Origin of the sequence: Paracoccus spongiarum (assembly GCF_030732095.1) — a bacterium.
Taxonomy (GTDB): domain Bacteria; phylum Pseudomonadota; class Alphaproteobacteria; order Rhodobacterales; family Rhodobacteraceae; genus Paracoccus; species Paracoccus spongiarum.
On the sequence record NZ_JAVAMQ010000025.1, the window covers coordinates 11,820 to 37,954 of the forward strand.

The following is a 26,135-nucleotide window of genomic DNA, read 5'->3' on the forward strand; positions in this document are numbered from 1 at the left end:
CGTGTCGGCCCATGGCGAGCCTGCCGGCGCTACCCTGACGGCCTGCGTGGTTGCGGCGCCTTCGGGACGAGCCTCTGATATGCTTGCCCCGGTCCGGTCGCGCGGAGGGATCAGCGGGTGCAACCGCGCGACAAGGCGCCTAGAGATCCTTGACCAGGCGCAGGGCGTCGTAGATGGCGGCGTGGGTGTTTCGCGCGGCCACCGCATCGCCGACGCGGTAAAGGCGGAAGCGGCCCTCGGGGTTGCGCATCACCTCTTGCGGACGTCCTGCGATCAGCGCCTCGTGATCGACTTCGCCCAGGTTCGAGGACAGCGCCTTCAGGTCGAAATACAGATCGTCCAGCGGCCGGGTGCCGTGGTTGACCACCACCTGGTCGACGACCCGATCGCGGCTGACGGCGCCGTAATCGCTGCCAAGCGTGGCCCGCAGCCTGTTGCCCTCGCGCGCCACCGCCATCAGCCGCCATGTCACCGTGAAGGTCGTGTCGCGGGATTGCAGGCTTCGCATGTAGGGCACCAGGTTCATCGCCATGACCTCGGGCGAGAAGGCCCGGTCGGGGGTGACGATCTCGACCCTGGCGCCAGCCGCGGCGATCAGGTCGGCGGCCTGCAGCGCCGCGTGATCGCCGGCATCGTCATAGACCAGCACGTTCTGGCCGGGCTTCACATCGCCGGACAGGATGTCCCAGGCCGAGACGACGAGATCGTTGCCGTCCTCCAGCACCTCGGTATGCGGCAGTCCGCCGGTCGCGACGATCACCTCGTCGGGCCGGGTGTCCACCACGTCGGCATCACCGGCGACGGTGTTGTAGCGGAATGTGACGCCCAGCTTTTCGCACATCGCCTGACGCCAAGCGATGATCGAGATCATCTCGCGGCGGCGTTCTTGCAGGGCGGTCAGTCGGATCTGTCCGCCCGGCCGGTCGGCCGCCTCGAAGACGGTGACGGCGTGGCCGCGCTCGGCCGCGACGCGCGCCGCCTCCATCCCGGCGGGGCCGGCCCCGATGATGGTCACGCGCTTGCGGGCCGGGGCTAGCGGGATGCTGTGCGGCATCGTCTCTTCGCGACCGGTGGCGGCGTTGTGCAGGCAGAAGGCCAGCCCGCCCTGATAGATGCGGTCGAGGCAGTAATTCGCGCCGACGCAGGGGCGGATGTCGTCCTCGCGCCCCTCGACGACCTTTCGGACCAGATGCGGATCGGCCATGTGGGCCCGCGTCATGCCGACCATGTCCACGAGTCCCGCCGCAATGGCGTGGCGCGCGGTGGGCACGTCGGGGATCTTGGCGGCGTGGAAGGTCGGGAAGTTGGTCGCCTTCCTGATCTGGCCGGCAAACTCCAGATGCGGCGCGTTGCGCATCCCCTGCACCGGGATCACGTCGGTCAGCCCGGCATCAGTGTCGATATGGCCGCGGACCACGTTCAGGAAATCGACGAGCCCGCTGTCCTTCAGCCTGTGCGAGATCGCGATGCCCTCGTCTGCGCCGAACCCGCCGGGCAGGCATTCATCGCCGGTATAGCGGACCCCCAGCAGGAAGTCCTCGCCGCAGCGTTCGCGGATGCCGCGCAGGATGTCGAAGGTAAAGCGCAGGCGGTTGTCGAGGCTGCCGCCATAGGGGCCGTCCAGATCGTTGGTCAGCGGCGACCAGAACTGGTCCATCAGATGCCCGTAGGCCTGCAACTCCAACCCGTCGAGGCCCGCCGCCTTCATGCGTTCCGCCGCATCGACATAATCGCCGATGATGCGCGCGATGTCCCAATCCTCCATCTTCTTAGGAAAGGATCGGTGCGCGGCCTCGCGTTCATGGCTGGGCGACACGACGGGCAGCCAGTCGGCCTTGTCCCAGCGGGTGCGCCGGCCCAGATGCGTCAGCTGGATCATCACCGCGCAGCCATGGTCGTGGCATTCGTCGGCCAGTTGCCGCATCCAGCCGACCACCTCGTCCTTCCAGGCCAGGATGTTGTTGAAGACCGGCGGGCTGTCGCGCGACACCGAGGCCGAGCCTGCCGTCATGGTCAGCGCCACCCCCGCCTTCGCGCGTTCGACATGATAGGCGCGATAGCGGTCCTTGGGCATCCCGTCCTCGGGATAGGCCGGCTCGTGGCTGGTGATCATGATCCGGTTGCGAAGCGTCAGGTGCTTCAGCTGATAGGGCTGCAAGAGTGGATCGTTCGACATCGGATAAGCCTGTCAGGGGGGAGTCGTGGCGCAGGATCGACAAAATGTTCACTTATGTCAATTATAAAATCATGCCTGAACATTCTCCGGTCATCCGAGGACATTTTCCTTGAGGCGAATCGCCAGCGCGGCTAATCACCGGGCATGAAGACACATCAGGCGACGGCAGAGACGGGATGGCGCGGGTCGCGCGAAGGCTGGCTGGAGGCCGGCTATCAGGCGCTGATCGAGGGCGGCGTCGACGCCGTGAAGATCCAGCCGCTGGCCAGGCGGCTGACCTTGTCGCGCACCAGCTTCTACTGGTTCTTCGAGGATCGCGAGGCGCTGTTGACCGCGCTGATCGAGGGGTGGGAGGAACGGACCACCGAGCCGCTGGTCAGGGCCACCCGGGAATATGCCGAGACGCGGGCCGAGGCGATGCTGAACGTGCTGGCCTGCTTTCTGTGCGGCATCTTCGACAGCAGGCTGGAATTTGCCGTGCGCAGCTGGTCCCTGCAGGATGGTGCCGTCGCATCGCGCGTCGCTTTGGCGGATGACAGGCGGCTTTCGGCGCTGCGCGACATGCTGACGCGCGGCGGCCATGACCCGCAGGCGGCCGATGTGCGCGCCCGCACCATCTATCTCACGCAGATCGGCTATATCTCGATGCGCGCCCATGAAGAGATCGAGACGCGGCTGGCGCGCATCCCGACCTATGTCGAAATCTATACCGGACAGGCCGCCGAGGACCGCGAGATGGCGCGCTTCACTGCCCGGGTCAGGGCCGCCGCCCCACCTCGGCAGCAGGGTTGACGACGGTGCGGGGCGCCCGCCCTGCCGCAGACCACCCAAAGCCGCGGCACGGGGGCCAAGAAATCCTGCCGTCCCCTTTCGATGGCAAGCGCCTGCTGGCACGACAGAAGATCGGTCATGGCAGACCCCAACGGCCGCCCGGCAGGCAATCGATGCACTGTCGCCGGCGAGGGCCTGCCGGTGCATGCCAAGGCCCCTCGCCGCCAGGGATGCGGTAGCAAGCCCGTCCCTGCCATCCGCGCCCGACCCGGCTTCGAGGCCTGCGGCCCCACGGTTCCGCGCTGATGCGGGTGGGCATTCCTGCCACGGCCAAAGGCTGCCGGGGCAGGTGCGCATGGCCCAGGATGGCGGCATCACCGACGGGGCCATCGAGGCGGAACGGGTCCTTGCCTGTGGTTCGCGGCCGATACGAAGCATGGCGATCGACCCTTGGCGCGCATTCCCGCCCACGCGGGTGTATCCGGACGGCCTCGCCCCGGATCGCGCGGGGTGGTGACCCGGCGGATGACATCCGCATCGCGGACGGCGACATCGATCTGTCACGGCGGCCGTTCCGCGCGCAGGTCCGTCCCGCCACCCTGCCGAGGCGGAGACGCCAAGTCGTCACCCTGCCATGACGCGCGCGATCCATGTGGCGATCATCAGGTCCAGATGGGCGCCGCCGCCGTTCTTGAAGACGGTCACCTCGTCATCCGACAGCCGCCTGCGGGCGCCCGGTCGCACCAGGTCGTAAAGATCGCCCAGCACGCTGTCGGCGGTGATCGCCCCCGAGGCGATCGGGGCCATCAATTCGCCGATATGCCCAAGGGTCGTGGCCCGGCTGTCCACGAACAGCGATGCCCGCGACATCAGCGCATCATCCGCCTCGCGCATGTCGGCCTTGAAGGCGCCGATCAGGTCGACATGGGTGCCGGGACGAACCCAGTCGCCAAGGATGACCGGGCTGCGCGCCATGGTGGCCGATGACAGGATGTCGGCCTGCCCGACCGCCGCCTGCAGGTCAGGCACGGCGGCCAGGTCCGCCTCGATCCCGTGCAGCCCCGCGACCATGGCCTGCGCCTGATCGGGCCGGCGCGACCACACCGACACCCGCGTGATCTGCGGCAGCGCCGCCGTATAGGCCCTGACAAGGCTTGCCGCGACCGTGCCCGCCCCGATCACCAGAAGGTGGGCGCTGTCGGGACGCGCCAGCAGGCTTGCGCCCAGCACCGAATCGGCGGCGGTCTTGAATTCGGTCACCAGCGGACTGTCGACGATGGCCGTCAGGCTGCCCGTGCGGCCGTCGAACACCAGCATCGCGCCCTGCACGGTGGGCAGCCCACGCGTCGCATTGCCGTCGAAGACGGTGAAGGTCTTGGCGCCATAGCCCAGCCCCTCGATGAAGGCCGAACGGCTCATCATCGTACCGTCCGGCGGGCCAAGGAACACGTCCCGGATTTCGGCCGGGGGCAGCAGGTGGCCCTGCTGGAGCGCCTCGACCGCCTCGGGCCAGGACAACCGGCCCGCCACCGCGTCATGGGTCAGGATCTGCAATGGCTTGTCCTTTCGCATCGTCACGCCGCCTTCCCTGTCCCCGGGGTGTCACCGGCCCCCCGGCCCGCGCAGCCTGCCCGCGCGTGACCGGGCGCGGGCTGTGGGTGATGCCCGGCCCGCCGCGACCGGCTCCGCGCCGGGCGACGGACGCCGTCAGTCCACGCGGTCGGGGAGGTCGGGGAGGTCGGTGTCCTCGACCTCGCGGGAGATCACGTAATCTCCGCGCAGCCATCGCGCCAGGTCGACATCGGCGCAGCGTTTCGAACAGAAGGGGCGATAGGCCTGATTCCGGGGCTTGGTGCAGATCGGGCAGGCCATCACGCGCCCCCATCGGCCGCAAGCCGGGCCAGCGGCACCCGGTCGCGCTTGCGGCTGATCTCGTAGAGCCCCATCGCGGTCCAGCCGATAAGCGTGGTTTCGGTCCCTTCGGCCTTGAAGGCGGCGCGCAGGATCTGGTCCAGCGTGGCGCGGTCGCGCTTGGGTATCGGCGCGAAATCGACGACGATCTGCCCGCCAAGCCCGCGCAGCCGCAGCTGACGCGGCAGGTCGCGGGCCAGCGCGATATTCGCCTTGAGCGCGGCCGCGGGGCTGCTGTCCGCCCCCGTGTTCACGTCCACCGCCACCAGCGCGCGGGTCGCCTCGATGAAGGCGCTGGCCCCGGCGGGCAGGTCCAGCCGCGGCTGCAGCAGCGCGTCGATCGCGTCGAGGACCCCGGCCTCGGCAAAGACGCCCTCGCCCTCTTCGACGTCGTCCGGCGCCGGGTCGGCCCAGTCCATCCAGGCCTGTTCCCAGGCATCGGGCGCATCCAGCAGCCGTTCCGGCGCGCCCTCGGTCTCGGCGATGATGCGGTCGGCGAGGTCGATCAGCGCGGCCAGTTCCCCGGCGATTTCCTCTGGCGCGGCCGCCCCGGCGGCGCTGCGCAGGATCAGCCCGTGCGCGCGTGCCCCAAGCGCCCCGGTTCCCAGGGCTTCCAGCATGGCGCGCGTTTCGCTGTCGCGGATTCGCCGCGAGACGTTCACGCCGGGAACGCCGGGCGTGACCAGCGCATGGCGCCCGCGGAACAGCAGGCGCGAGGACAGCGGCACGGCCTTGCCCGTCTCGGCGACCCCGGCGACCTGCACCAGCAGGGCCTGACCCTCGCGCAGGCCGGAACGGTCGCGCAGATAGCCGCGCTGACCCTCGGGCAGCCGCAGGAACACCCCGCCCTGCCCCTTGGCCAGACGCTCGGTCACGCCGCGGCAGATCGTGCCCGGCGCGAGCACCGCCGAGGCGGCCGGATCAAGCAGCAGATCGACCAGAACGCCGTCCTGAAGCAGCGCGGCGGCGGGCGCGCCGAACAGCTGATCCAGCAGAACCTGTCGACCCTTCATGGGGTGGCCTCCGTGGCGCGGGGGGTGATGCCGATGGCGGCCAGCATGGCGGCGGTCTCGGACAGGGGCAGACCGACCACTGCAGAAAAGGATCCCCGGATCCACGGGATATAGGCCGCGGCTGCGCCCTGGATCGCATAGGCCCCGGCCTTGCCCTGCCAGTCCCCGACATCCAGATACGCAACGAGATCGCGGTCCGGGATCGGGCGCATCCGCACCAGCGTCTCGACGAGGCGATGGCGGGTCCGGCCGTCATGGCGCAGCGCGATCGCGGTCAGCACCTTGTGCCGACGGCCGGCCATCATCCGCATGAATTGCGCGGCCTCGTCGCGATCGGCGGGCTTGCCCAGGATGCGCCGCCCGACCGCCACGGTCGTGTCGGCGGTCAGCAGCGCCTCGTGCGGGGCAAGGTCGATCGCGCAGGCCTTCTGCACCGCCATGCGGCAGACATAGGCGCGGGGCGTTTCGGACCGGGCGGGGGTTTCGTCGATATCGGCCGGCCGCAGGGCCTCAGGCACGATGCCGATCTGCGCCAGCAGCTCCAGCCTGCGCGGGCTGGCAGAGCCTAGCACCAGCGTCGGACGCGCGGATGCAGCGATTCCCGGAGCGTCAGGCACCGGGCTACTTGAAGCGATAGTTGATGCGCCCCTTGCTGAGGTCATAGGTGTTCATTTCCACCTGAACCTTGTCGCCGGCCAGAACCCTGATGCGGTTCTTGCGCATCTTGCCTGCCATATGTGCGATGATCTCATGGCCGTTTTCCAGCTCGACCCTGAACGTCGCATTGGGCAGGAGTTCCTTCACGACGCCTGGGAATTCGAGCATTTCTTCCTTGGCCATGGTCACTCCGTTGTGATCGTCCCGCAGGATTCGGGACGGACGTTAGATGCGTCCAAGAGGCGTGGAATTCAAGGGAAAAGCGCGCGGTCAGCCGATGCCGGCCGCTTTTGGCGCCCGTTCCGGGGCGCCGGCGAGGGGCTGGCCGGTGATCGGCGCCGCCGCCCGGCCATCGTGCCGGAACGCATCGGGCTGTGCAAGATCCTCGATCGGCGGCTCGGCCGGGGGCCGGTCGGGCACCCCTTTCGCGGCATGGCCGTCGGCCCGGGGCGAAACCCCGGCGCCTGCCGGCTGCAGCGCCGCGTCGGGGTCGCGAAGCCGGATCGCATGGCAGCCATCCGCCTCGCCGAACTTGCCCAGCGCCAGCAGCTGGCCGTCGGCGGTTTCCAGCCGCGCCTCGGTCAGGCTGGCGCGCGGCAAATGCAGCAGCTTGCCCGCCGCCAGCGCCCGCAATTCGCCAAGGCTGATCCGGCGGCGACACAGCACGCCGACCAGTTCGACCGGCGCCGCCTGCACCACCCCCGCCAGAGCCGCGGACGTCACCGGCGTGTTGCCGCCCGATGGCGCGGACGGCGTCGCGGCATCCGGGCCGGGTGCCTCGGCCGCGCGGACCGGCGGCGAAAGCTGAGCCCGGGGCGCGGCGCGGTCCTGCGCGGCGGGTTGCGGCAGGGCGATGAAGATCCTGGAATCGCGGGTTTCGGATCCGCCAAGGCGCAGATGAAAATCGATGCTGCGAAAGGGTTTGTCCTCCAGCATCAGGGCCAGCGGGCGCGGATCGTCCAGCCAGGTCGCATAGCGATAGCCGCTGATCGCGTCGAAGCCCTCGACGCCGGCCATCTCGGTCGCGAGTTCGGCCATCAGCGCGTTGACGAAATCGGCGCAGATCATCGCGTCGCTGCGCGTCAGGCGGCGGCGTTCCGCCGGCCGTGCCGTCACCCGTCCGAGGGCCTGGATCTCGATCAGCGCGGTCACGGTTTCGGGGCAGAGCGCCGCCATGCCCACCAGATCACCCGGCCCCTGCAAGACCACCAGCAAGGCCGGTTGCGGCAAAAGCTCGGGCAGTTCGGGCAGAGTCAGCGCACCGGGCGCGACCTCGACCGGTTGCACCCCCAGCCGATAAAGGCGATCTGCCGCGCGGCCCACCGCAGTCGCAGCCGCGCGGGCCGGGGTCGCCGGCACCGGTTGCGGCAGCTGCGGCGCCCTGCCGGCGCCCGCCTCGGCGCGGTGTCGTGCCAGCAGCAGGCGCCGCAGGACGCCATCGCCCATGGCCCCGTCCGCTGTCGCCGTTCCTGTCCCGTCGCCTGCCATGGTCCGCCCGAATCATCACCCGTCTGCGGCCAATCTGGCAAAGACAGGTTGAGAAAGGGTTTACTGCGCCGCGTCCTGATGGCCGCGGGACACGATGGCGGGGGGCCGCGGCGGCAGGTCGATGCGGAACGCAGCTCCGCCCTGCCCCGGCAGGTAGGTGATGTTGCCACCCAGCGCCGCCATGATCTCGCGACAGATCGCCAGCCCCAGCCCGGCACCGCCCGCCCTGGCGGGATCGTTGAGCCGGGCGAATTTCTCGAAGATCAGCGACTGGCGCGGGCCGTCGATGCCCGATCCGTTGTCGATCAGGTCGATCTGCGCGCCGCCTGCGGCGGGGCGGCGCACGCGGATCTTCAGCACGGGCCGGTCCGCATCGCAGTATTTGCGGGCGTTGCTGATGACGTTGATGAGGACCTGCAGCAGCCGGTCGGTGTCGGTGATCACGCCCAGATGCTCTGCCGGCATGTCGCGATCGACGGTGAACACCCGGTCAGCGCGGGTGGCCGATGCGGCCGTCAGCGCGCGGCCGATCAGGTCGTGCAGGTTGGCCGCCGTGACGTTCAGCTGTGCTCGGCCGCTTTCCAGCACCGAAAGGTCCAGCAGGTCGTCGAGAAGCCGGGTCAGCCGGCCAGCCTCGTCATGGATGATGCCGGCAAAACGCGCGCGTTCCTCGTCGGACAGGTCCGGTGTCTTGAGGATCTCGGAAAAGGCCCGGACCGAGGTCATCGGCGTGCGCAATTCGTGGCTGATCTGGCCCAGGAAGGCGTCCTTCTGCACCGACAGCGCGGTCAGCTTGTCGTTGGCCTCGCGCAGCTGCGTCGCGGTGCGGGCCAGTTCGGTGGTGGCGCTTTCCAGACGCTGCGCCTCTTCCTTGGCGCGCTGCGCCTCGTCGGCGACCTGCAACAGGTCCGACACGGTCAGAGATACGCCACCGCCCACCCGCTCGATCATGGCATGGGCGGTCGCGGCCCCGACCGAGCCCGACAGTCGGCGTTCCAGGCGGGTAAGGAATTTCGGCGTCAGATCGGGCAGAAAGCCCGACTTTCCCTGAGCCGACGCCTCTTGCTGAAAGAATTCCAGCGCCGCATCGCCGCCCCAGATGCGCCGGGTCATCGCCAGCAGAGGTTCGGCCCGGTCCTCGCCCCGCAGCATCCGGCTGTGGCGGATCGGCTCGACCGCGCTGACGAAGGACAGGCCCTGCACCCGCTCGACCGGATCGGGAAAGCCGAAGATCGAGAAGCCGACGAAGGCCAGCGTGTTCGCCGAAAGGGAGATGAAGATGCTGAAGGCCAGCGGATCGACCGTAGCCGGCAAGGGCGGCGCCTGGCCGATGCCCACCGAGGGCAGGAAGATCAGCAGCAGCCACAAAAAGAAGCCGCTGCCAAAGCCCGCATAGGCACCGCGCCGGTTCGCGCCGCGCCACAACAGTCCGCCCAGCATGGCCGGCAGGACCTGGGCCATGCCGGTAAAGGCCACCAGCCCCATCGCGGCCAGCGCCGCCGCCCCGCCCGAGGCCTGGTGATAGACCCAGCCCGCCGCCATCACCGCCAGGATAGCCAGCCGCCGCGCGTTCAGCACGAAGCGGCGCAGATCCTCGGTCTCCTCGCTGGCGGGCCTGCGCCGCAGCGCAAGCCATCCCGGCACGATCCAGTGGTTCGAGATCATCGTGGCCAGCGCGATGGCGCAGACCACCACCATCGAGGTCGCCGCCGAGAAGCCGCCCAGAAAAACAAGGAACGCCAGCAGGTTCTGCCCCGACGCGGCGGGCAGCGTCAGCATGTAGAGATCGGGGTTGGCCTCGGCCGGCAGCAGTTCGCGGCCCATCACGGCGATGGGCAGCACGAACAGCGACATCGCGAAGAGATAGGCCGGAAAGGCCCATCCGGCGACGTGCAGCCGTTCCTCGTCGGCGGCCTCGACAACCATCACCTGGAACATGCGCGGCAGCGTCAGGATCGCCGCGGCCGACACGACGATCAGCGCGGTCCAGCGGTCCGCGCGCAGGATCCAGCCCTCGGCGATTGCGGGGTCGCGGCTGGCCGCGTCGATCCGCGCCAGAATGTCGCCGGGCCCGTCTGCCAGCCCCCAGACCACGAAGGCGCCAAGCGCCAGGAAGGCCAGCAGCTTGACCACCGCTTCCAGCGCGATGGCCGTGACGACGCCGTGGTGACGCTCGTCGGCGGCAAGGTTGCGGGTGCCGAACAGGATGGTGAACAGGGCCAGCCCAGCCGCGACCCACAGCGCGGTGCCGCCGGCCGCGCCGTTCAGCCCGGCGCCGTTCGGGGTCTCGGTCGCGAAGACCTCGAAGGACAGGCGCACCGATTGCAGCTGCAACGCGATATAGGGCGTCGCCGCGATCACCGCGATCAGGGTGATCAGCGCGGCCAGCGGGTTCGACTTGCCGAACCGCGCCGAGATCAGGTCTGCGATCGAGGTGACGTGATGCATCCGCGCCACCCGCACCAGCCGGCGCAACCCCCACCAGGCGCCCGCGAAGACGATGGTCGGGCCAAGATAGATTGTCGCGAATTCCAGCCCCGAGCGAGTGGCATAGCCGACCGCGCCGTAGAAGGTCCAGGCCGAGCAATAGACCGACAGCGATAGCGTGTAGACCAGCGGATGATCCAGCCAGCGGATGCGCCCGCGCGCCGCCGCCCGGTCGGCCGCGAAGGCCACCGCGAACATCAGCACCACATAGGCCAGGCAGCCTGCGACCAGCGTTTCAAACGGCACCCGGATCGCCCTCCGGATCGGCGGCGGCCGGCGCCGGCGCCGCCGCGGCAGGCGTGCCGGTGGCCGTCCCTGCACGGACGCGCACCGCTTCGGCAACCGCTTCCTCGGCCCGCAGCGTGGCGGCCTCGGCGCGCAGCAGTGCCCGGTGCAGCGCCCAGATCGCCACGATCAGCGTGGCCCACAGCCCGAACAGCCAGACCGCCCCGCCCGCCGAACTGGCCGATCGCGGGATCCACCAGGCCGGCACCAGGATCAGCAGCGTGGCGGCGATCGGCAGCACCCGCGCGGCATCGCCCAGCCGGCGGCGGCGGAACGAGGCGCGTTCCAGGAACAGCGGCCGGTCGGGCATCAGCCGCCGTCCCGCGCGGGGGTGTCGGCCGCTGCCGGGCTCATGCCAGCATTCGCCGGACCTGCGCGCGCAGATCGTCATTGGCAAAGGGCTTGCCCAGCACGGCGTCGGCCTGATCGGCGGCGTCGGCGGTCTGTCCCCGCGCGGTGAGCATAAGGACGGGTGTCGCGGCCAGCGCCGCATCGGCCTCGGCGCGCAGGTCGCCCAGGATCTCGGCGCCCGATCGGTGCGGCAGCATCAGGTCGAGGATCACCAGCCGCGGCCTGGCCGCCCGGATCTCCTCGATCGCGCCGTGCCCGTCCTGCAGCAGGCGCAGTTGCCAGCCGTCGCGGCTGAGGATGAACCGCACCGCCTCGGCGATGTTGGGCTCGTCCTCGATCATCAGGATGTCCAGCGCCATCGCTCCGCCCGGCCTCCCCGCACCCCGGCCTTCCCCGCCGACTGCAGCGGATCATGGGCCCGAAGCGGCGCGGCTGTCAAAGGCGCAATGCGCCGGCGCGGCGCCTCGCGGCCGCCTAGCGCATCCCGAGGATCGAGGGCTCGCGGCGCGCCGGGCAGTCGGGGCGCGGGCAGATCCGGCAGGCAGGACCGATGGCGATGCTCGCCTCGCTGCCCGCGCCCTGCCCCGCCTCGGCCGGCAGGATCAGCATCTGCGCCCGCGTCAGCACCGGCCCGCCGGTGCCGTCCGGCTGGCTCCGCGTGGCATGGCTGAGCGTCGAGAAGCGCCGCCCGTCCGGGGCGACCACCAGATGCGCCATCGCGGTCTGCGGCGCCGCCAAGGCTTGATACAGCGGCCAGAGCGGACAGGAATCACCGGGACGCGGCAGCGGAAAGCCCGGCGCCGGCTGGCGCAGGGTCAGCGCGCCCGACCCGTCGCAGACCAGCAGGCCGGCGCGTTCGAACCGCCACGGCCGCAGCGCCGCCAGCCGGCGCATCACCAGATCCAGCGGCCGGCCAAGTCGCGCGGCGATGCGCAGCGGATCGGGCTCGGCCGCCGCGACCTCGGCCAGCGCGACATCGGGCAGCAGGGCACGGTCGGCCGCCGCGCAGTCCAGATGCTCTTGCGCCATCGCCCGCGCCGCATCCGAGGCCAGGTCGTCCGCCTCATCGACCGGAGGCGCGCCCGCGGCCATCCAGGCTTCGACCTCCTCCTGCGGCGTGAAGATCGCGCCATCGGTCTCGAAGCTGTCGATATAGCGCACCAGCGCCTGCGCCGTGGTCGACAGGCGCAGGCTGTCCTCGTTCAGGTTGGCATGAAACCGCGCCCGCCATTCCGGCGAGACCTCGTCGCCCTCGGACAGGATCGAGGCGGTCGAGCGCACCGAGGTGACAGCCGACAGCACCTCGTGCAGCGTCGTCAGCAGGTAGGGGTCCTGGGTCATGCGGTCCGACAGCGCGACAAGCTGGCGTTCAAGCGCCTCCGAGCGGCGCGCGGTTGCAACCAGCACCGCCGCCCAGCCCGGAAAGCGGGCCAGGAACTCGGGCGTCTGCCCAAGCTCGGGCGCAAGCCCGCGCGCGGCATCGGGCAACCGGGCCGCGGCCTCGCGCAGCGCCGCGATGCGCGCCTCCTCGCGGCCCTCGGCCAACTCCTCCGAGGGAACCTCCAGCACCTCGGCCAGCCGCTGCACCAGTTCCTCGCCGACGGGGCGCCGGTTATGCTCGATCAGGTTCAGATAGGCGGGCGAAATTCCCGCCGCCCGTGCCACGTCGGCCTGCCGCCGCGACAGCGCAAGCCGGCGCTCGCGGATGCGGGTGCCGGTCAGGACATGGGTCGTGGGCGCGCGCTGGCTCATGGCGGGAATGAAACCCTGCCGCAGGGCGCGGCGCAAGCGGCTTGCCTCAGACCCCGATCCCGTGTCGGCCGGCCAGATCGGTGAACAGCTGCCAGGCGACGCGCCCGGACCGGCCGCCGCGCGTGGCCTGCCACTCGATCGCCTCGGCACGCAGCGCCGCGTCGTCGATGTGCAGGCCATAGGCGTCGCAATAACCGCGCACCATCGCCAGATACTCGTCCTGCGAGCAGGGATGAAAGCCCAGCCACAGGCCGAAACGGTCGGACAGCGAGACCTTTTCCTCGACCGCCTCGCCCGGGTGGATCGCGGTCGAGCGTTCGTTGTCGATCATGTCGCGCGGCATCAGGTGACGCCGGTTCGACGTAGCATAAAGGATGACATTCGCGGGCCGGCCGCTGATCCCGCCGTCCAGCACCGCCTTGAGCGACTTGTACTGCGTGTCGTCATGGCTGAAGGACAGATCGTCCGAGAACAGCAGGAAGCGCCGGTCCGCCGCGCGTCCGAGGATCGCCAGCAGCCTGCCGACAGAACCAAGGTCCTCGCGCGCGATCTCGACCAGCACCAGCGGCAGTCCCTGTGCGACGGCCTCGGCATGCACCGCCTTGACCAGCGATGACTTGCCCATCCCCCGCGCGCCCCACAGCAGGGCGTTGTTGGCCCCGAAGCCGCGCGCGAATTGCAGGGTGTTGGCCAGCAGGATCTGCTTGGCGCGGTCGATGCCGATCAGCTGCACCAGATCGACGCGGCTGACGGCTGCCACGGGCTCCAGCCGGTCGGGGTCCGGATGCCAGGCATAGGCGGCCGCCTCGGTGAAGGCGGGCGCGGCGACCGGCGCGGGGGCCAGACGTTCCAGCGCGGCGGCGATGCGCAGCAGCGCCTCCGCCTGATCGCCGGAGACGGTCACGCCTGATCCTTTTCGCCGGCCTCGTCCTCGTCGACCCACAGACCCTGGGCGCGCAGGTCGGCCTCGCGCCGCCGCTCGATCCGGCGGACCAGATGGATCGAGACCTCGTAAAGCCCGTAGACCACGGTGAACAGCACCACCTGCGAGATGACATCGGGTGGCGTTGCCACGGCGGCCAGCACCAGGATGGCCACCACCGCATAGCGGCGCACCGATCCCAGCCCCGCCGCCGAGACCAGCCCGGCCTTGCCCATCAGGGTCAGCAGCACCGGCAACTGGAAGCTGAGGCCGAAGGCGAGGATGAACTTGGTGGTCAGCGACAGGTATTCGTCGACAGAGCCCTGAAAGACGATGGCCGCCATCGGGTTGTCGGCGGGCACCGGCGCGGTGCCGGTCGCGTCGTCGGGAAGCGCCAGCGGTCCCTGCTGGAAGCCCAGAAAGAAGTCGTAGGCCATCGGCAGGATGATGTAATAGGCAAAGGCCGCGCCGATGAAGAACATCACCGGCGAGGCGATCAGGAACGGCAGGAAGGCCTGCTTTTCGTTGCGGTACAGGCCCGGCGCCACAAAGCGCCACATCTGGTAGCCGATAATCGGAAAGGCCAGCACGAAGCCACCCAGCAGCGAGATGCGGATGGCGACGAAGAAGCCCTCCTGCAGCTTCAGCAGGATCAGCCCGCATTCCTGCCCACGACCCTCGAGAGCATAGCAGATCGGCCGGGTCAGGAAGTTGTAGATCGGGTTCCAGACCGTGTAGCACAGCACCATCGCCACGATGAAGGCCAGCAGCGACCAGATGATCCGGGTCCGCAGCTCGGCCAGATGTTCGATCAGCGGGGCCGAGCTGTCGTCGATGTCGTCGTCGCGGGGAGGCGTGCCGGGCAAATCAGTCGTCTTTCCTGTCGCTGCGGCGCACCGCATGCAGCCTGCGCGCGGCGGTGGCCGGCGCCGCGGTGTCGGCCGCGCCGGCCGCCGGCGCAGCGCCGGGCTGGGGCGGCAGGCTGGCCGGGGTGGCGCCGTCGCCCGCGGGCCGGGGGGTCGCACCGGGATCGGGCACGGCCCTCGCGCGGGTGTCGGGCAGCTTGGGATCCCATTTCTCGAACCGCTCGGCGGCGCGGTCCAGCGCGTCGAGGCCAAGCGCCTTCTTGGAGGTCAGCGTTTTCATGTCGCGGAGGCTGCCGGCGGCCTCGTCGAGACCCGACCCCTTGGCCGCATCCTCCATCGCCGAGGAAAATTCGCGCGCCATGCTGCGGGCCTTGGCGGTGAACCGGCCAAGCGCGTGGAACAGATGCGGCAGATCCTTGGGACCGACCACGATCAGCGCGACCACGCCGATCAGCAACAGCTCGGTCCAGCCGATGTCGAACATGATGCGCCGCGCCCGTGCCGGATCAGCTGCGGTCGGTGGTGTGCGGCGTCACGTCGCGGGCCTTTTCGCCGGGCACGTCCGGCGGCGTCTCACCCGCCTTCTCGATTTCCTCCGACCCGTCCTTGACGCCCTTCTTGAACGCGGTGATGCCCTTGCCGACTTCGCCCATCAGCGACGAGATCTTGCCGCGCCCGAACAGCACCAGCACGACGACCGCGATCAGAAGAAGGCCGGGAAGGCCGATATTGTTCAGCATGCGAAACTCCCTTGCCGGTCTGAAGCCCGGCCGCGGGTCTGATTTATGCCTTCGCAGGGCGGATTGCAAAGGGCTTGTCGGTCACTTTGCCGCGCCATGGCCATTCGCCGCCCGCCTGCGACGACTTGGCAGCCGGCACGCACCGCGCGATAAGGGGTGATGGATCTGTCGCTGTACATCACCGCCTTCGTCACGCTGTTCGTGGTCATCGACCCGATCGGGCTGGCACCGATCTTCATCGCCCTGACACCCGGCATGGATGGCAGCCAGCGCCGGCTGATCGGCCTGCGCGCCGTCGTGATCGCGGCGCTGCTGCTGATGCTGTTCGGGCTGGCGGGCGAGGCGATCCTGTCGGGCATCGGCATCTCGATCTCGGCCTTCCGCATCGCGGGCGGGATCCTGCTGTTCCTGACCGCGCTCGACATGCTGTTCGAACGCCGGACCGAGCGCCGCGAGGGTCAGGGCCATGCCGAACCCGAGGCGCAGGACCCGTCGGTGTTTCCGCTGGCCATGCCGCTGCTGGCCGGGCCGGGCGCGCTGGCCACGATGATCCTGCTGGTCGGCCAGCAACCGGGCTGGGGCCATGTGGTGATGGTGAACCTCGTGATGCTGGTGGTGCTGGCCATCGCCATGCTGCTGTTTCATCTCGCCACACCGCTGGCCCGCGCCCTCGGGCGGACGGGGGTGATGGTGGTGACACGGCTTCTGGGGATGCTGCTGGCGGCGCTGTCGGTGCAGTTCGTGATCGATGGGGTGAACGGCACGGGCCTCGTCTGATGACCGGCGATGACGGGATGCAGCTTGCCTATTACATCCTGCTTCTGGTCGTGATCGGCGGCGCGATGCTGTTCGAACTGTCGGGCCGCGGCGGCCAGGCGCTGCGCCAGCTGATGCTTTGGGTGGTGATCTTCGCCGGCGCCATCCTTGCCGCCGACTGGTATCTGCAGGGCGACATGCTGCCCCGCCAGCAGGTGCTGGAGGGCGGCCGCATCGAGATCCCGGTGGGCCGCGACGGTCATTTCCGCCTGACCGCGCGGCTGAACGGCACCGATGTGCGCTTCATCGTGGACACCGGTGCCTCGACCATCGCCCTCGGGCCGGACGATGCGCGCCGGATCGGCATCGACCCGGCCGGGCTTGCCTATGTCGGAAGGGCGATGACCGCGAACGGCCCGGTGCAGACGGCGCCTGTGACCATCGAGGAACTCGCCATCGGCGACATCCTCGACCGGAACGTGCGCGCGCAGGTGATCGGCGGCGATCTGGACGGCTCGCTGCTGGGCATGTCCTACCTGCGCACCTTCGCGCGCGTCAGCTTCGAGGGCGACCTGCTGGTGCTGGAACGCTGAGACCCGGCGCTCCGCCCTAGCCCCGGCGTGGGCTTTGCGCGCGGTGCGGCCGGTGCCGGTCTATCCAGCCCCGGACCCTGTCCCAGCCACGGAACAGCCCCCGCCGTTCGATCGATTCGAACATCATCTCGGGGCCTTCGGGATCGAGGATCTCATTGTCGGCCATCCATTCCTGAAGTCCGTTCAGCTCGGGCAACCGGTAGTCGGCCAGGGTGCGACCCTGCCCCACCGGCCCGCGCAGCGCGTCGATGGCCGCGATCAGCGAGCCCTTGGCCTCGATCTCGGCGGCAACCCGGTCGGCGGTCAGGCCCAGATGCTCGGCGATCAGGTCGTCGCGGATGCGCGCGATCTCGGCGGCGATTCGCGCCCCGTCAGGGCCTTCGGCGGCCAGCACCACGTCGCATTCGCTGTCCAGCCGCATCGAGCGGTTGTTGACGTTCGAAGAGCCCACCCGAAGATATCGGTCATCGACCGCCATCACCTTGGCATGAATATAGATTTCCTCGCCCCGCTCGGTCAGCGCATGCAGGATGCGCAGGCGCCCGTGCGGGTCCTGCCGGTGCAGCGCCTCGACCAGCCGCGCCCGGGCGCTGTCCATCGCCTGGCTTTCCAGCCAGCCATCCGAGGTGACCGGGTTCACGATCACGATCTCGGGGCCGTCCGGCTCGGCCAGCCGCAGCGCAATGGCCCGCGCGATGCGGCGCGAGGCGAAATACTGGCTTTCGGCATAGAACATCCGTCGCGCGCCCGCGATCAGGTCCAGATACATCTGCTCGATCTCGTGGACCGGGGTGATGTCGGGCATGTCCGGGCATGTGCGCGCGATCGCCAGATCCACGTCGGTCAGGTCAGCCTGCAGGTGGTCGGGCCAGCAGCCCTCATGCGGGGTCGCCGGGGTCAGCGTCTCGCCGGTCGCGATCCGCCAGCGGTCGCGTGCAAGATCGCCCATGGCCATCGCGGCGGCGCCGTCAAAGGCGGTGGTGGCATCGTGCCAGGGCGCGTGGGGCGTGCCGTCCGGGCCGACCCTGTCGGGGTCGTCGTCCAGATGGCTGCGGCGGTCCCAGCGGCGCACGGTCATGTCGATGCCGCCGCAGAATGCCACGCTGTCGTCGATCACCACGATCTTCTGATGGTGCGAGCTGGCCAGGGGATGCTTGCTGTCCAGCCGCAGGGTGATGCGCGGATGGAACTTCCATCGCAGCACGGTCAGCAGCGTGTTGCCCCGCAACATCGCCTTCAGCGCGCCGGTGTCCCACCGCAGCAGCCGGATCTGCAGGCCGGGGCTGCGATCAGCCAGCCACAGGATGAAGTCGCCCAGCCGCGGCGGGCCCTCGGCCTCGGGCGGGCCGACATCGATGCGGGCGTCGAAATCCCACCCGATGAGCAGGATGGACTGCCGCGCGCCCAGCATCGCCTCGCGCACGGCGGCGAAATAGTTGTCGGCGTCGATGATGACGGCAAACCGGCCCGCCTGCTCGACCCGCCAGCAATTCCTGCCCGGTTGAAGCAGGCTTTCGGTCTGTCCGTCCATGCGTCCCTCGAAACTGGCTGCCGCCGAGAACCCGCGCCGACAACCCGCGCAACCGCGCGGCGGTTCCCGCCGGCGCCGCGACCATGGCTACACCCGCGGCGCGCACCCTGTCCACAGCAGGACGAGTGCCGCCACGCGCAGGCGCGATGCAACTTTCGCGCACAGGCGCGATGCAACTTTCCGGTCGCGACCCGCGTAGTTTCCACGACCCATCGAAAAGGCAGGCCCCATGCAGATCCTCATCCTCTATGTCGCGACCCTCGTGATCTTTCTGGCCATCGACGTCGTCGGCATCTCGACCCTGATCCGCCCGGTCTTCGAAAAGCATGTCGGCGAGCTGCTGGCCGATCCCTTCCGGCTCGGCCCCGCCGCCGCCTTCTATGCGGCCTATGTGGTGGGCGTGCTGTATTTCGTGTCGCTGCCGGCGCTGTCGGCAGGGCGGCCGGGGCAGGCGCTGCTCAACGGTGCGCTGATCGGGCTGATGTGCTATGGCACCTATGAATTCACCAATTTCGCCACGCTGCGCGACTGGTCGTTCCAGCAGGTCGCCATCGACACGCTGTGGGGCGGGTTCCTGACCGGCTTCTCGGCATGGGCGGGGGTGATGGTGACGCGCTGGTTCGCCTGAGGGCCTCAGCGCACCAGCCGCCCCGTCAGCCGCAGCGCCAGCGCATAGGGCATGGCCCGCAGCAGCTTCAGCGCGAGGGTCAGCCGTTTGGGAAAATGCACCTCGAAGCCGCGCCCATCGAGGCCCGCGACGATCGCGCGGGCCGCGTCGGCGGGCTGCATCAGGGCGGGCATGTCGAAATCATTCTTCTGCGTCAGCCGCGTGTCGACGAAGCCCGGACTGATGAGCCGCACATCGGCGGTTCCCGCCAGTTCGGCCCGCAGGCTTTCGGCCAGGTTGATGACCCCCGCCTTGGTCGCGGAATAGATCTGCCCCTGCGGCAGGCCGAGATAGCCCGCCACCGATCCGGTCAGCGCCAGTTGCCCTTGCGGCCTCAGCAACGGCACGGCGGTGCGCGCGAAGAGGAAGCAGCCGGTCAGGTTGGCGGTGACGATCCGCGCGGCGCGGTCGGGGTCGATCTCCATCACCTTGCCCGGATCATAGAGGGCGGCCAGTGTGATCGCCCGGTCCAGGGGCCCGCCCGCGGCGACCCGGACGGCCGCGGCGGCAAGGCTGGACGGATCGGTGGTGTCGGCGGCCACCGCCTCGGCATCGGGCAGCGATGCGGCAAGCTCGGCCAGCCGGTCGGCCGATCGCGCCGACAGCACCAGCCGCGCGCCCCGGGCCGCGTAGGCGCGCGCCAGTTCGGCGCCGATCCCCTCGGACGCCCCCATGATCCAGATCCGTTCGCTCATATCGCGTTCCTTCGGTAAAAGGCTGCCAGCGCGGCGATTGCGGCCAGCCGCAGCAGCAGCGGCAGCCCGGCATACAGCAGCAGCAACGCCCGCAGCGCGTCCGGGCCATTCGTGGCCGCAGGCGAAAAGCCCGCCGCCTGCAAGGCGGGCAGCGCCACCGCGCTGGCCAGCGCCAGCGCCGCCTTGGTCAGAAAGCTCAGCACCGCATAGGCGCGGCTGGCGGCGGCCTCGGTCGCGGTGGCCTCGATCCGCGCTGACAGGATCGCCGGTGGCAGCACCAGATCGGCGCCTAAGCAGAAACCGGTGGCAACACAGATCACCAGGAAGGCCGCCACATCTCCCGGCCCGAGGCTTAGCGCGAAGCCGAAGCCCAGGACCGACAGCACCAGCGATGCTCCCCAGACCGGCACCGCGCCAAGGCGGCCGGCCAGCCGCCCAGCCAGCAGCGCGCCGGGCAGGGCGGCCGCGAAATAGGCGAGAAGGAACAGTCCCGACAGCGCCTCGGCGCCCAGAAGATCGCGCACCAGCATCAGGATCAGCGCCGCCGGAAAGGCCGCCGACAGCAGCACCAGCAGGGCGACGGCGTAAAAGGGCAGCAGCGCCCGCCAGTCGGGGCGCTGATCGGGCCGGGCGCGCAGGTCCAGCCGTGCCTCCCGCCGCCACCGCAGGAACACCGGCAGGGTGATGGCAAGCGCGACGATCAGCAGCCCGGCCATGACCAGCAGCGCCCCCTGCCGGCCGATCACCGGCGCCAGCGCCGAGGGCAGAACCACCGCGAGGATCAGCCCGGCGAGGCCGAAGCCCTCGCGCAGCGCACTGATGCGCGCCTTCTCTGCCGGGGCGCGTCGCCACAGCCCGCCAAGCGTCAGCAGATTGACCGAGATCAGGCTGTGCCCGAGGCTTGCCAGCGCCATCGCCAGCGCGAACCAGACCAGCACCGGCAGCGCGGGCGTGCTGAAAAGCGAGGCGACACCGACGCCCAGCAACAGAGCGCCGGCAGCCACCATAGCGCCGCGCCGCGCCGGCCAGCGGTCGCCGGCCCAGCCCGCAAGCGGGTCCAGCACCGCGTCCAGCAGCCGCAACCAGCCCAGCGCCACCCCCAGCACGGCCAGCGGCACCGCATGGCTCGCCGCATAGAAATCGGGCGCGTGGACATACAGCGGCAGCCCGCCGAAGGCCAGCGGCAGCGCCATCGCGCCATATGCCGCCACCTGCCCGCGCGGCAGGGCGTCGTCAGCCATGCGCCAGACGATACTGGACGACGTCGGTCCGGCCGACCGAAAAGGCGGCCGCACAGGCCGCCAGATAGAAGCGCCAGACCCGGATGAAGCCCTCGTCGAAGCCCATCGCGGCGATCTCGGCGCGGCGCGCGTCAAAGCGGTCCAGCCAGTCGGTCAGCGTGCGCGCATAGTCGCCGCCAAACCCGAAGGCATCCTCGATGCGCAGTCCGGCGCGTTCCGCCTCGGCCCGGAACCGCGCCGGCGAGGGCAACATGCCGCCCGGAAAGATGAAGCTGCGGATCATGTCGCCGCCCTTGCGATAGCGGTCGAAATAGCGGTCGGCCACGGTGATCGTCTGGATCATCGCGCGGCCCTTGCCGGTCATCACCTCGGCCAGCTTGCCGAAATAGGCGGGCCAGAACTTCTCGCCCACCGCCTCGAACATTTCGATCGAGACGATATGATCCCACCGGTCGCGCTCGTCGCGGTAGTCCTGAAGGGCGATGGTGGCGCCCTGCCCCAGCCGGTCGCGGGCGAAATCGGCCTGTTCGCGCGACAGCGTCAGCCCCTTTGTGGCGAAATCGCCGCGCTGCATCGCGCGTTCGGCAAAGCCGCCCCAGCCGCAGCCGATCTCCAGCAGCCGGCCCGACCCGGCCCCCAGCCCGTCGAGGATGCGGTCGTATTTGCGCCGCTGGCCTGCCGCCAGATCGTCGCCCGGCCCGAACAGCGCCGAGGAATAGGTCATGCTGTCATCCAGCCACAGCCGGTAGAAGTCGTTGCCGAGGTCGTAATGCGCGGCGATGTTGCGCCGTGCCCCGGCGCGGGTGTTGCGGTTCAGCAGATACAGCGCCCGGATCGCCAGCGCCTGCAGCCGGTGGCCATACACATAGCGGTCCAGCGCGGCCTCGTTCATCAGGCCGAAGATCAGCAGCGCCGTCAGGTCGGGCGTGTCGCACCAGCCGTCGCGATAGGCCTCGGTCAACCCGATATCGCCCTTGGCCGCCAGCGCGGGCACCGTGCGCCAGTCGCGGATGTCCAGCGCCGCAGCCGGTCCCGCCGCCGGGCCTGCAAAGTCGCGCCGCCGGCCGTCGGGGGTGGTCAGCACAAGGCTACCGCAGCCGATGCCCTCCAGTGATCGCAGGAACTGATCCTGAATGCGCCGTTCAAACATCGCGGTCTGCCCCCCTCTGCTGTGCCTCGGACATGCTGCGGTCCAGCTGCCTTGGCTTTCTGGAGTAACGGACGCCGCGCAGCGCAAGTTGCAGCGCCTGCCAATGAATCAGCCCGGTCACCTTCAGGCCCTGGAACGGATGGCGCAGCATCGCGCCGCGCAGGCTGCCTGCGGTCAGCGGCCGCGCCCGCCCGGTCATCGAGGTCTGCAGCCGCAGGTCGCCGGCCTCGCCGAACCAGTCGATCCAGGCGCCGAAGCGGCCGGGCCGCGCGTCAAAGCGGAATTCATAGCGCCCCGACCGCGGCAGGAAGGGCGAGACATGGAACAGCTTTTCGGCCACCATCCGGTCGGCCTCGGCGATCACCCGGTTGTCGGCATGGCGGCACAGGTAGAGGTGGCGTTCCCCGAAGGTGTTCGAGACCTCGGCCAGCACCGCCCGCAGCCCCTGCCCGTCGCGCGCAAGCCAGAAGCTGACCGGGTTGAAGCCGTGACCCAGGCTGCGCGGCAGCGTGACCAGCGTCACGTCGGCCCCGCCCAGCCCCACGGGCCGCAGGATCGCGCCGATGAACTCGCCCGGCCCGCGACCATCGCGCCAGCCCAGATCGCGCCGCCTTATCCGCCACAGCCCGCGACGATCCAGCCGCAGCGGCAGCACTCCGGCCTCCAGCGCGGGCAGCGGCAGCGCGGCATAGACCGCGCGGTATCGAAAGCTGCGCGCGACATCGCCCGATCGCGCATGCCAGATGCGGGCGTCGATCAGGGCACCGTCCCACAGATCGACGCTCACCCGACGGCCTCGCGCGGCTCGGCCCAGGGGTCGGGGCCCAGCGGCCAGTCGCTGCCCAGCGCCTGCGACACCCGCAGCGCGGACAGCAGACCGTCCTCGTGAAAGCCATAGCGAGTCCAGGCCCCCGCGTAATGGACACCGCCCCGCCCCTGGATCTGGCGCATGCGCGCCTGCGAGGCGATCGCCGCGGCGTCGAATTGCGGATGGGCCAGGATCGCCTCGTCATGGATGTGCTGCGGCTCGATCTCGGGGTTCAGGGTCACGATCAGGGGCTGCGGCGTGACCAGGTTCTGCAGCCGGTTCATCCAGTAGGACAGGCTGATCGGCCGGTCGCTGGCGGGCATCGCGCCCTGCGTGACATAGTTCCACGACGCCCATGCGCCGCGCCGGCGGGGCATCAGACGCGGGTCGGAATGCAGCACCATCCGGTTCGGCTGGGTGCGGAAGCCCCCAAGGATCGCGCGTTCGTCGGCCTCGGCCCCCTGCAGCAGCGCCAGCGCCTGCGGCGCATGGGTGGCCATCACGACCGCATCGAAACGCTCTTCGCCGCGCGGGCTTGCCAGCGTGACCCCGCCCCCCTCGACGCGGCGCACCGCGCGCACCGGCGCGGACAGGCGCAGCTCTCCCCTCAGCCGCGACAGGATCGCCTGCACATAGACCCGCGCGCCGCCCCGCACCGTCAGCCACTGGGGCTGGCCGTTGATCGACAGCAGGCCGTGATTGTCGAAGAAGCGCACGAAGGTGCCGGCCGGGAAATCCATCATCCCCGCCGTCGGGGTGGACCAGATCGCCCCCGATATCGGCAGCAGGAACCGGTCGCGGAACTCGTGGCCCAGCCGCAGCTGGCTGATCAGTTCGCCGATGCTGCCCTCGTTGCCGCGATGCCGGGGTGCCGCGCGAAAGAACCGCATGATGTCGCGGATCAGCCGCCAGTGGCTGGCATCGACCAGGCACATCGGCTGTGCGAACATCGCCCGCGTCGAGAAGGTGCCGTATTCATAGCGCCCGCCGCCGAAGCTGGCCGAGAACGACATGTCGCTGGGTTCCAGCGGCACAGCGAGGCTTTCCAGCATCGGGATGAACAGCGGATAGGTGCGCCGGTTGCAGACGATGAAGCCGGTATCGACGGCGGTGCCGCCCACCTCGGCGGTGCGGGCGTGGCCGCCGGGCCGCGGCTCGGCCTCGAACAGGACCACGTCATGGTCGCGGTCCAGCAGCCAGGCAGCGCCCAGGCCCGAGATGCCGCTGCCGATGATGGCGATCCGCTTGCGTGTCGTCTGCCCCAATATCCACCCTTGCCATTGGCCTGCGCCTCGCCCTGCCCGGGCCGGTCGGCGCGGGCATCGCCGGCATCTGATCCGAAACCGCACGCGCCGGCAAGGCGGCATCGGACACAAGGCGGCGCCGACGCGGCACCGACGTGCCGGCGGGGCTGGCGCGGCATCGCGGCTGCGGCGGAATGCCGCGCCGGGCCGCGCGCCGCGACCTGTCTGGTCGGGGCGCCAGTCGCCGGTCCCCGCTGGCCGGTGTTCGCGCTTGAGCGATGACGCGGGCAGGACTAGGCTTTCGGCGAAAGGGGCCGGGGGTGGGCTGCGCGATCAGGGCGACTTCGACAGGGCTGACGGCCTGCACCGCCCGCGCCGAGCGGCCGGGGCCGGGTCGGCCGTTGTCCATCGGTCTGGCCATCCTGCTGTTTCTGCTGCTGATCGCCACGCCCGCCCCCTGCCTCGCCCATGCCAGCCTGGAGAGCAGCGCACCGCCGCCCGGCACGGTGCTCGCGGCGCTGCCCGAGGCGGTCGAGCTGCGCTTCAGCGAGCCGGTCACCGCCCTGACGCTGCTGTGGCACCTGCCCGACGGGCGTCAGTTGGAAGGGTCCGCCGAGGAACAGGGGCGGCTGCTGCGCATCGCCGCGCCGCCCGATCTGGGCACCGGCGGCTACACGATTTCATGGCGCGTCGTGTCGGCGGACGGGCATCCGATCTCGGGCGCGACCGGCCTTGCCGTCGGCGCGGAACCGGCGACGGCCGAGGCCGGGGATGCGGCCGCCGAAAGACCATGGCTTGCGGCGGCAGCCATCGGCACGAGACTGGCGGCGATGCTGGCGATGATCCTGGCGGTCGGCGCGGGGCTGTTCGCCGCCCATGTCGCGCCGCCGCGACCGGTTGCCCGTGCGATCCTGCGCCGCGCCGCGCGATGGGCGGCGCCGCTGGCGCTGCTGGCGATCGGGGCCTATGGGCTGGATCTGCTGCACCTGCCGCCCGCGGCGCTGGCCAGCCTGCCGCCCTGGCAGGCGGCGCTGGGCCAGCCGCGCGGCGCGGCGATGCTGCTGATGCCGCTGGCGGCGGCGGTGTCGGCGATGGCGGTGCTGGCGGTGACGGGCGGCCCGCCCCGGCGCGCGGCGGTCTGGCTGGCCCTGGCGATGGCGGCGGCCAGCCTTGCGATCTCGGGCCATGCGGCGACCGGGGCGCAGGCCGGGGCCGGGCGCGTCCTGATGCTGGGCCATGCGGCGGCGCTGATCCTGTGGATCGGCGGGCTGCCCTGTCTGCTGGTCGCGGTCGCCGGCCGTCGCGGCCTTGGCGCGCTGCGGCGCTTTTCCGCGGTTGCGCTGCCGGCGGTGATCCTGCTTTCCGGCAGCGGCTTCGGCATGGTGCTGCTGCGCGTCACCGAATGGCAGGCCCTGGCCGGATCGTCCTGGGGCCGGCTGCTGGCGGCCAAGCTGGTGCTGGTGGCGGTGATGCTGGTGCTGGCGCTTGCGAACCGCCTGATGCTGATGCCGGCCCTGGCGGGCGGCACCTCTGCCACCCGGCGCCGCGCGGTCGGACGGCTGCGGCGCAGCATCGCGGCCGAGATCGCCCTGGGCGTGGCGGTGCTGCTGGTGGCGCTGTGCTTTCGCCTGACGCCGCCCCCGGCCGCCGCGCCCATCGGACAGGACGCCGCCGGGACCCGCGCAGGCTATGCGCGGCTGGAAGGCGACGGCGCGGTGCTGGATCTGGACATCCGACCGATGCCACCGGGACGAGTCACCGTGGTCGCCTATCCGGGCGACCCCAACGGCGAGCCGCTGCAGCCTCGAAGCCTGCGTCTGATCCTGTCCGCCGATGCCGGGATGCCCGGCACCGGCCAGGGCCTGGCCGAGGTGACCTTCTGGCCGGGTCCCGAGGGCGGCTGGCGCAGCGCGCCGGTCGATCTGCCTCATGCGGGGCCCTGGCAGATCGAGGCGCGGATCGGCCTTGGCGACGGGCGCGAGGTTATCGCGACGGGCGAATTCGGCCCCTGACGCTGCAAGTCGCCAGGGC

The 26,135-nt window shown here is 70.3% G+C and carries 26 protein-coding genes; 5 read left to right on the forward strand and 21 right to left on the reverse strand.

What is annotated here, in order from left to right:
* Positions 1-139 precede the first annotated feature (139 nt).
* A complete protein-coding gene (hpbA, locus tag Q5Y72_RS17505; RefSeq protein ID WP_305964714.1) occupies positions 140-2,176 on the reverse strand; it encodes an N-methyl-L-proline N-demethylase HpbA in 2,037 nt (678 codons plus the stop codon).
* 144 nt (positions 2,177-2,320) lie between these two features.
* Here hpbA and Q5Y72_RS17510 point away from each other — a divergent pair, with 144 nt between their 5' ends.
* Positions 2,321-2,968: a TetR/AcrR family transcriptional regulator gene (locus Q5Y72_RS17510; RefSeq protein WP_305964715.1), complete on the forward strand. Its 648-nt coding sequence runs from the start codon at positions 2,321-2,323 to the stop codon at positions 2,966-2,968.
* 603 nt (positions 2,969-3,571) lie between these two features.
* Here the strand turns inward: Q5Y72_RS17510 and Q5Y72_RS17515 are convergent.
* The 14 genes from Q5Y72_RS17515 to Q5Y72_RS17580 form a co-directional block, all read right to left on the reverse strand.
* Positions 3,572-4,519, reverse strand: coding sequence for an ornithine cyclodeaminase family protein (locus tag Q5Y72_RS17515; protein ID WP_305964739.1), 948 nt, complete (start codon positions 4,517-4,519; stop codon positions 3,572-3,574).
* 135 nt (positions 4,520-4,654) lie between these two features.
* Entirely contained in the window at positions 4,655-4,819 is a 165-nt protein-coding gene (locus tag Q5Y72_RS17520; RefSeq protein ID WP_305964716.1) for a DNA gyrase inhibitor YacG, read from the reverse strand.
* Positions 4,819-5,871 (reverse strand): ribonuclease E/G, encoded by a 1,053-nt coding sequence (locus tag Q5Y72_RS17525; protein ID WP_305964717.1) that lies wholly within the window; start codon positions 5,869-5,871, stop codon positions 4,819-4,821. Before Q5Y72_RS17525 ends, Q5Y72_RS17520 begins: the two co-directional genes overlap by 1 nt.
* Positions 5,868-6,488: a Maf family protein gene (locus Q5Y72_RS17530; protein WP_305964718.1), complete on the reverse strand. Its 621-nt coding sequence runs from the start codon at positions 6,486-6,488 to the stop codon at positions 5,868-5,870. The genes Q5Y72_RS17525 and Q5Y72_RS17530 overlap by 4 nt, the downstream gene beginning before the upstream one ends.
* Before the next feature lie 4 nt (positions 6,489-6,492).
* Positions 6,493-6,711 carry a translation initiation factor IF-1 gene (gene infA / locus Q5Y72_RS17535; RefSeq protein WP_036636451.1) on the reverse strand — a complete coding sequence of 73 codons (219 nt, stop codon included), beginning with the start codon at positions 6,709-6,711 and terminating at the stop codon, positions 6,493-6,495.
* Positions 6,712-6,798: 87 nt separating this feature from the next.
* A complete protein-coding gene (locus Q5Y72_RS17540) occupies positions 6,799-7,974 on the reverse strand; it encodes a flagellar motor switch protein FliM (RefSeq protein WP_305964719.1) in 1,176 nt (391 codons plus the stop codon).
* Between the two features lie 102 nt (positions 7,975-8,076).
* Complete coding sequence (locus tag Q5Y72_RS17545) at positions 8,077-10,749, reverse strand: ATP-binding protein (RefSeq protein WP_305964720.1); 2,673 nt, start codon at positions 10,747-10,749, stop codon at positions 8,077-8,079.
* Positions 10,739-11,098, reverse strand: a complete 360-nt coding sequence (locus tag Q5Y72_RS17550; protein WP_305964721.1) for a hypothetical protein — start codon at positions 11,096-11,098, stop codon at positions 10,739-10,741. Before Q5Y72_RS17550 ends, Q5Y72_RS17545 begins: the two co-directional genes overlap by 11 nt.
* Positions 11,099-11,138: 40 nt before the next feature.
* Positions 11,139-11,498: a response regulator transcription factor gene (locus tag Q5Y72_RS17555; RefSeq protein WP_305964722.1), complete on the reverse strand. Its 360-nt coding sequence runs from the start codon at positions 11,496-11,498 to the stop codon at positions 11,139-11,141.
* 115 nt (positions 11,499-11,613) lie between these two features.
* Positions 11,614-12,891: a short-chain fatty acyl-CoA regulator family protein gene (locus tag Q5Y72_RS17560; protein WP_305964723.1), complete on the reverse strand. Its 1,278-nt coding sequence runs from the start codon at positions 12,889-12,891 to the stop codon at positions 11,614-11,616.
* Positions 12,892-12,937: 46 nt separating this feature from the next.
* The gene (locus tag Q5Y72_RS17565) at positions 12,938-13,795 is read right to left on the reverse strand and encodes an ATP-binding protein (protein WP_305964724.1); all 858 of its coding nucleotides are present in this window, start codon (positions 13,793-13,795) and stop codon (positions 12,938-12,940) included.
* Positions 13,792-14,679, reverse strand: coding sequence for a twin-arginine translocase subunit TatC (gene tatC / locus Q5Y72_RS17570; RefSeq protein ID WP_305964725.1), 888 nt, complete (start codon positions 14,677-14,679; stop codon positions 13,792-13,794). The genes Q5Y72_RS17565 and tatC overlap by 4 nt, the downstream gene beginning before the upstream one ends.
* 1 nt (position 14,680) lies before the next feature.
* Positions 14,681-15,163 (reverse strand): Sec-independent protein translocase protein TatB, encoded by a 483-nt coding sequence (gene tatB, locus Q5Y72_RS17575; RefSeq protein ID WP_305964726.1) that lies wholly within the window; start codon positions 15,161-15,163, stop codon positions 14,681-14,683.
* Positions 15,164-15,185: 22 nt separating this feature from the next.
* Positions 15,186-15,419 (reverse strand): twin-arginine translocase TatA/TatE family subunit, encoded by a 234-nt coding sequence (locus Q5Y72_RS17580; protein ID WP_305964727.1) that lies wholly within the window; start codon positions 15,417-15,419, stop codon positions 15,186-15,188.
* A 159-nt stretch (positions 15,420-15,578) separates the two neighbouring features.
* Here Q5Y72_RS17580 and Q5Y72_RS17585 point away from each other — a divergent pair, with 159 nt between their 5' ends.
* Together Q5Y72_RS17585 and Q5Y72_RS17590 are read left to right on the forward strand one after the other, a co-directional pair.
* The gene (locus Q5Y72_RS17585) at positions 15,579-16,196 is read left to right on the forward strand and encodes a MarC family protein (protein ID WP_305964728.1); all 618 of its coding nucleotides are present in this window, start codon (positions 15,579-15,581) and stop codon (positions 16,194-16,196) included.
* On the forward strand, positions 16,196-16,768 hold the full coding sequence (locus Q5Y72_RS17590) for a retropepsin-like aspartic protease family protein (protein WP_305964729.1): 573 nt from the start codon (positions 16,196-16,198) through the stop codon (positions 16,766-16,768). The genes Q5Y72_RS17585 and Q5Y72_RS17590 overlap by 1 nt, the downstream gene beginning before the upstream one ends.
* Positions 16,769-16,784: 16 nt before the next feature.
* Here Q5Y72_RS17590 and Q5Y72_RS17595 read toward each other — a convergent pair whose 3' ends face one another.
* Positions 16,785-18,299: a phospholipase D-like domain-containing protein gene (locus tag Q5Y72_RS17595; RefSeq protein WP_305964730.1), complete on the reverse strand. Its 1,515-nt coding sequence runs from the start codon at positions 18,297-18,299 to the stop codon at positions 16,785-16,787.
* Positions 18,300-18,528: 229 nt separating this feature from the next.
* Here Q5Y72_RS17595 and Q5Y72_RS17600 point away from each other — a divergent pair, with 229 nt between their 5' ends.
* Positions 18,529-18,927 carry a DUF2177 family protein gene (locus Q5Y72_RS17600; RefSeq protein WP_305964731.1) on the forward strand — a complete coding sequence of 133 codons (399 nt, stop codon included), beginning with the start codon at positions 18,529-18,531 and terminating at the stop codon, positions 18,925-18,927.
* Positions 18,928-18,932: 5 nt separating this feature from the next.
* Here Q5Y72_RS17600 and Q5Y72_RS17605 read toward each other — a convergent pair whose 3' ends face one another.
* The 5 genes from Q5Y72_RS17605 to Q5Y72_RS17625 are packed head-to-tail and all read right to left on the reverse strand — an operon-like array spanning position 18,933 to position 24,125.
* The gene (locus Q5Y72_RS17605; RefSeq protein WP_305964732.1) at positions 18,933-19,661 is read right to left on the reverse strand and encodes an SDR family NAD(P)-dependent oxidoreductase; all 729 of its coding nucleotides are present in this window, start codon (positions 19,659-19,661) and stop codon (positions 18,933-18,935) included.
* A complete protein-coding gene (locus Q5Y72_RS17610) occupies positions 19,658-20,902 on the reverse strand; it encodes an MFS transporter (RefSeq protein ID WP_305964733.1) in 1,245 nt (414 codons plus the stop codon). The genes Q5Y72_RS17605 and Q5Y72_RS17610 overlap by 4 nt, the downstream gene beginning before the upstream one ends.
* The gene (locus tag Q5Y72_RS17615; RefSeq protein WP_305964734.1) at positions 20,895-22,052 is read right to left on the reverse strand and encodes an SAM-dependent methyltransferase; all 1,158 of its coding nucleotides are present in this window, start codon (positions 22,050-22,052) and stop codon (positions 20,895-20,897) included. Before Q5Y72_RS17615 ends, Q5Y72_RS17610 begins: the two co-directional genes overlap by 8 nt.
* Positions 22,045-22,839 carry a DUF1365 domain-containing protein gene (locus Q5Y72_RS17620; protein WP_305964735.1) on the reverse strand — a complete coding sequence of 265 codons (795 nt, stop codon included), beginning with the start codon at positions 22,837-22,839 and terminating at the stop codon, positions 22,045-22,047. The genes Q5Y72_RS17615 and Q5Y72_RS17620 overlap by 8 nt, the downstream gene beginning before the upstream one ends.
* Complete coding sequence (locus Q5Y72_RS17625; RefSeq protein ID WP_305964736.1) at positions 22,836-24,125, reverse strand: NAD(P)/FAD-dependent oxidoreductase; 1,290 nt, start codon at positions 24,123-24,125, stop codon at positions 22,836-22,838. The genes Q5Y72_RS17620 and Q5Y72_RS17625 overlap by 4 nt, the downstream gene beginning before the upstream one ends.
* 380 nt (positions 24,126-24,505) lie before the next feature.
* Between Q5Y72_RS17625 and Q5Y72_RS17630 the strand changes: the two genes are divergently transcribed.
* The gene (locus Q5Y72_RS17630) at positions 24,506-26,116 is read left to right on the forward strand and encodes a copper resistance CopC/CopD family protein (protein WP_305964737.1); all 1,611 of its coding nucleotides are present in this window, start codon (positions 24,506-24,508) and stop codon (positions 26,114-26,116) included.
* The last annotated feature ends 19 nt before the right edge of the window (positions 26,117-26,135 follow it).

Bases quoted from the DNA above. Each gene is read 5' to 3' on its own strand.
- hpbA (WP_305964714.1), bottom strand. From the start codon at position 2,176: ATGTCGAACGATCCACTCTTGCAGCCCTATCAGCTGAAGCACCTGACG.
- Q5Y72_RS17510 (WP_305964715.1), top strand. From the start codon at position 2,321: ATGAAGACACATCAGGCGACGGCAGAGACGGGATGGCGCGGGTCGCGC.
- Q5Y72_RS17515 (WP_305964739.1), bottom strand. From the start codon at position 4,519: ATGCGAAAGGACAAGCCATTGCAGATCCTGACCCATGACGCGGTGGCG.
- Q5Y72_RS17520 (WP_305964716.1), bottom strand. From the start codon at position 4,819: ATGGCCTGCCCGATCTGCACCAAGCCCCGGAATCAGGCCTATCGCCCC.
- Q5Y72_RS17525 (WP_305964717.1), bottom strand. From the start codon at position 5,871: ATGAAGGGTCGACAGGTTCTGCTGGATCAGCTGTTCGGCGCGCCCGCC.
- infA (WP_036636451.1), bottom strand. From the start codon at position 6,711: ATGGCCAAGGAAGAAATGCTCGAATTCCCAGGCGTCGTGAAGGAACTC.
- Q5Y72_RS17540 (WP_305964719.1), bottom strand. From the start codon at position 7,974: ATGGGCGATGGCGTCCTGCGGCGCCTGCTGCTGGCACGACACCGCGCC.
- Q5Y72_RS17550 (WP_305964721.1), bottom strand. From the start codon at position 11,098: ATGCCCGACCGGCCGCTGTTCCTGGAACGCGCCTCGTTCCGCCGCCGC.
- Q5Y72_RS17555 (WP_305964722.1), bottom strand. From the start codon at position 11,498: ATGGCGCTGGACATCCTGATGATCGAGGACGAGCCCAACATCGCCGAG.
- Q5Y72_RS17560 (WP_305964723.1), bottom strand. From the start codon at position 12,891: ATGAGCCAGCGCGCGCCCACGACCCATGTCCTGACCGGCACCCGCATC.
- tatB (WP_305964726.1), bottom strand. From the start codon at position 15,163: ATGTTCGACATCGGCTGGACCGAGCTGTTGCTGATCGGCGTGGTCGCG.
- Q5Y72_RS17580 (WP_305964727.1), bottom strand. From the start codon at position 15,419: ATGCTGAACAATATCGGCCTTCCCGGCCTTCTTCTGATCGCGGTCGTC.
- Q5Y72_RS17585 (WP_305964728.1), top strand. From the start codon at position 15,579: ATGGATCTGTCGCTGTACATCACCGCCTTCGTCACGCTGTTCGTGGTC.
- Q5Y72_RS17590 (WP_305964729.1), top strand. From the start codon at position 16,196: ATGACCGGCGATGACGGGATGCAGCTTGCCTATTACATCCTGCTTCTG.
- Q5Y72_RS17595 (WP_305964730.1), bottom strand. From the start codon at position 18,299: ATGGACGGACAGACCGAAAGCCTGCTTCAACCGGGCAGGAATTGCTGG.
- Q5Y72_RS17600 (WP_305964731.1), top strand. From the start codon at position 18,529: ATGCAGATCCTCATCCTCTATGTCGCGACCCTCGTGATCTTTCTGGCC.
- Q5Y72_RS17605 (WP_305964732.1), bottom strand. From the start codon at position 19,661: ATGAGCGAACGGATCTGGATCATGGGGGCGTCCGAGGGGATCGGCGCC.
- Q5Y72_RS17610 (WP_305964733.1), bottom strand. From the start codon at position 20,902: ATGGCTGACGACGCCCTGCCGCGCGGGCAGGTGGCGGCATATGGCGCG.
- Q5Y72_RS17615 (WP_305964734.1), bottom strand. From the start codon at position 22,052: ATGTTTGAACGGCGCATTCAGGATCAGTTCCTGCGATCACTGGAGGGC.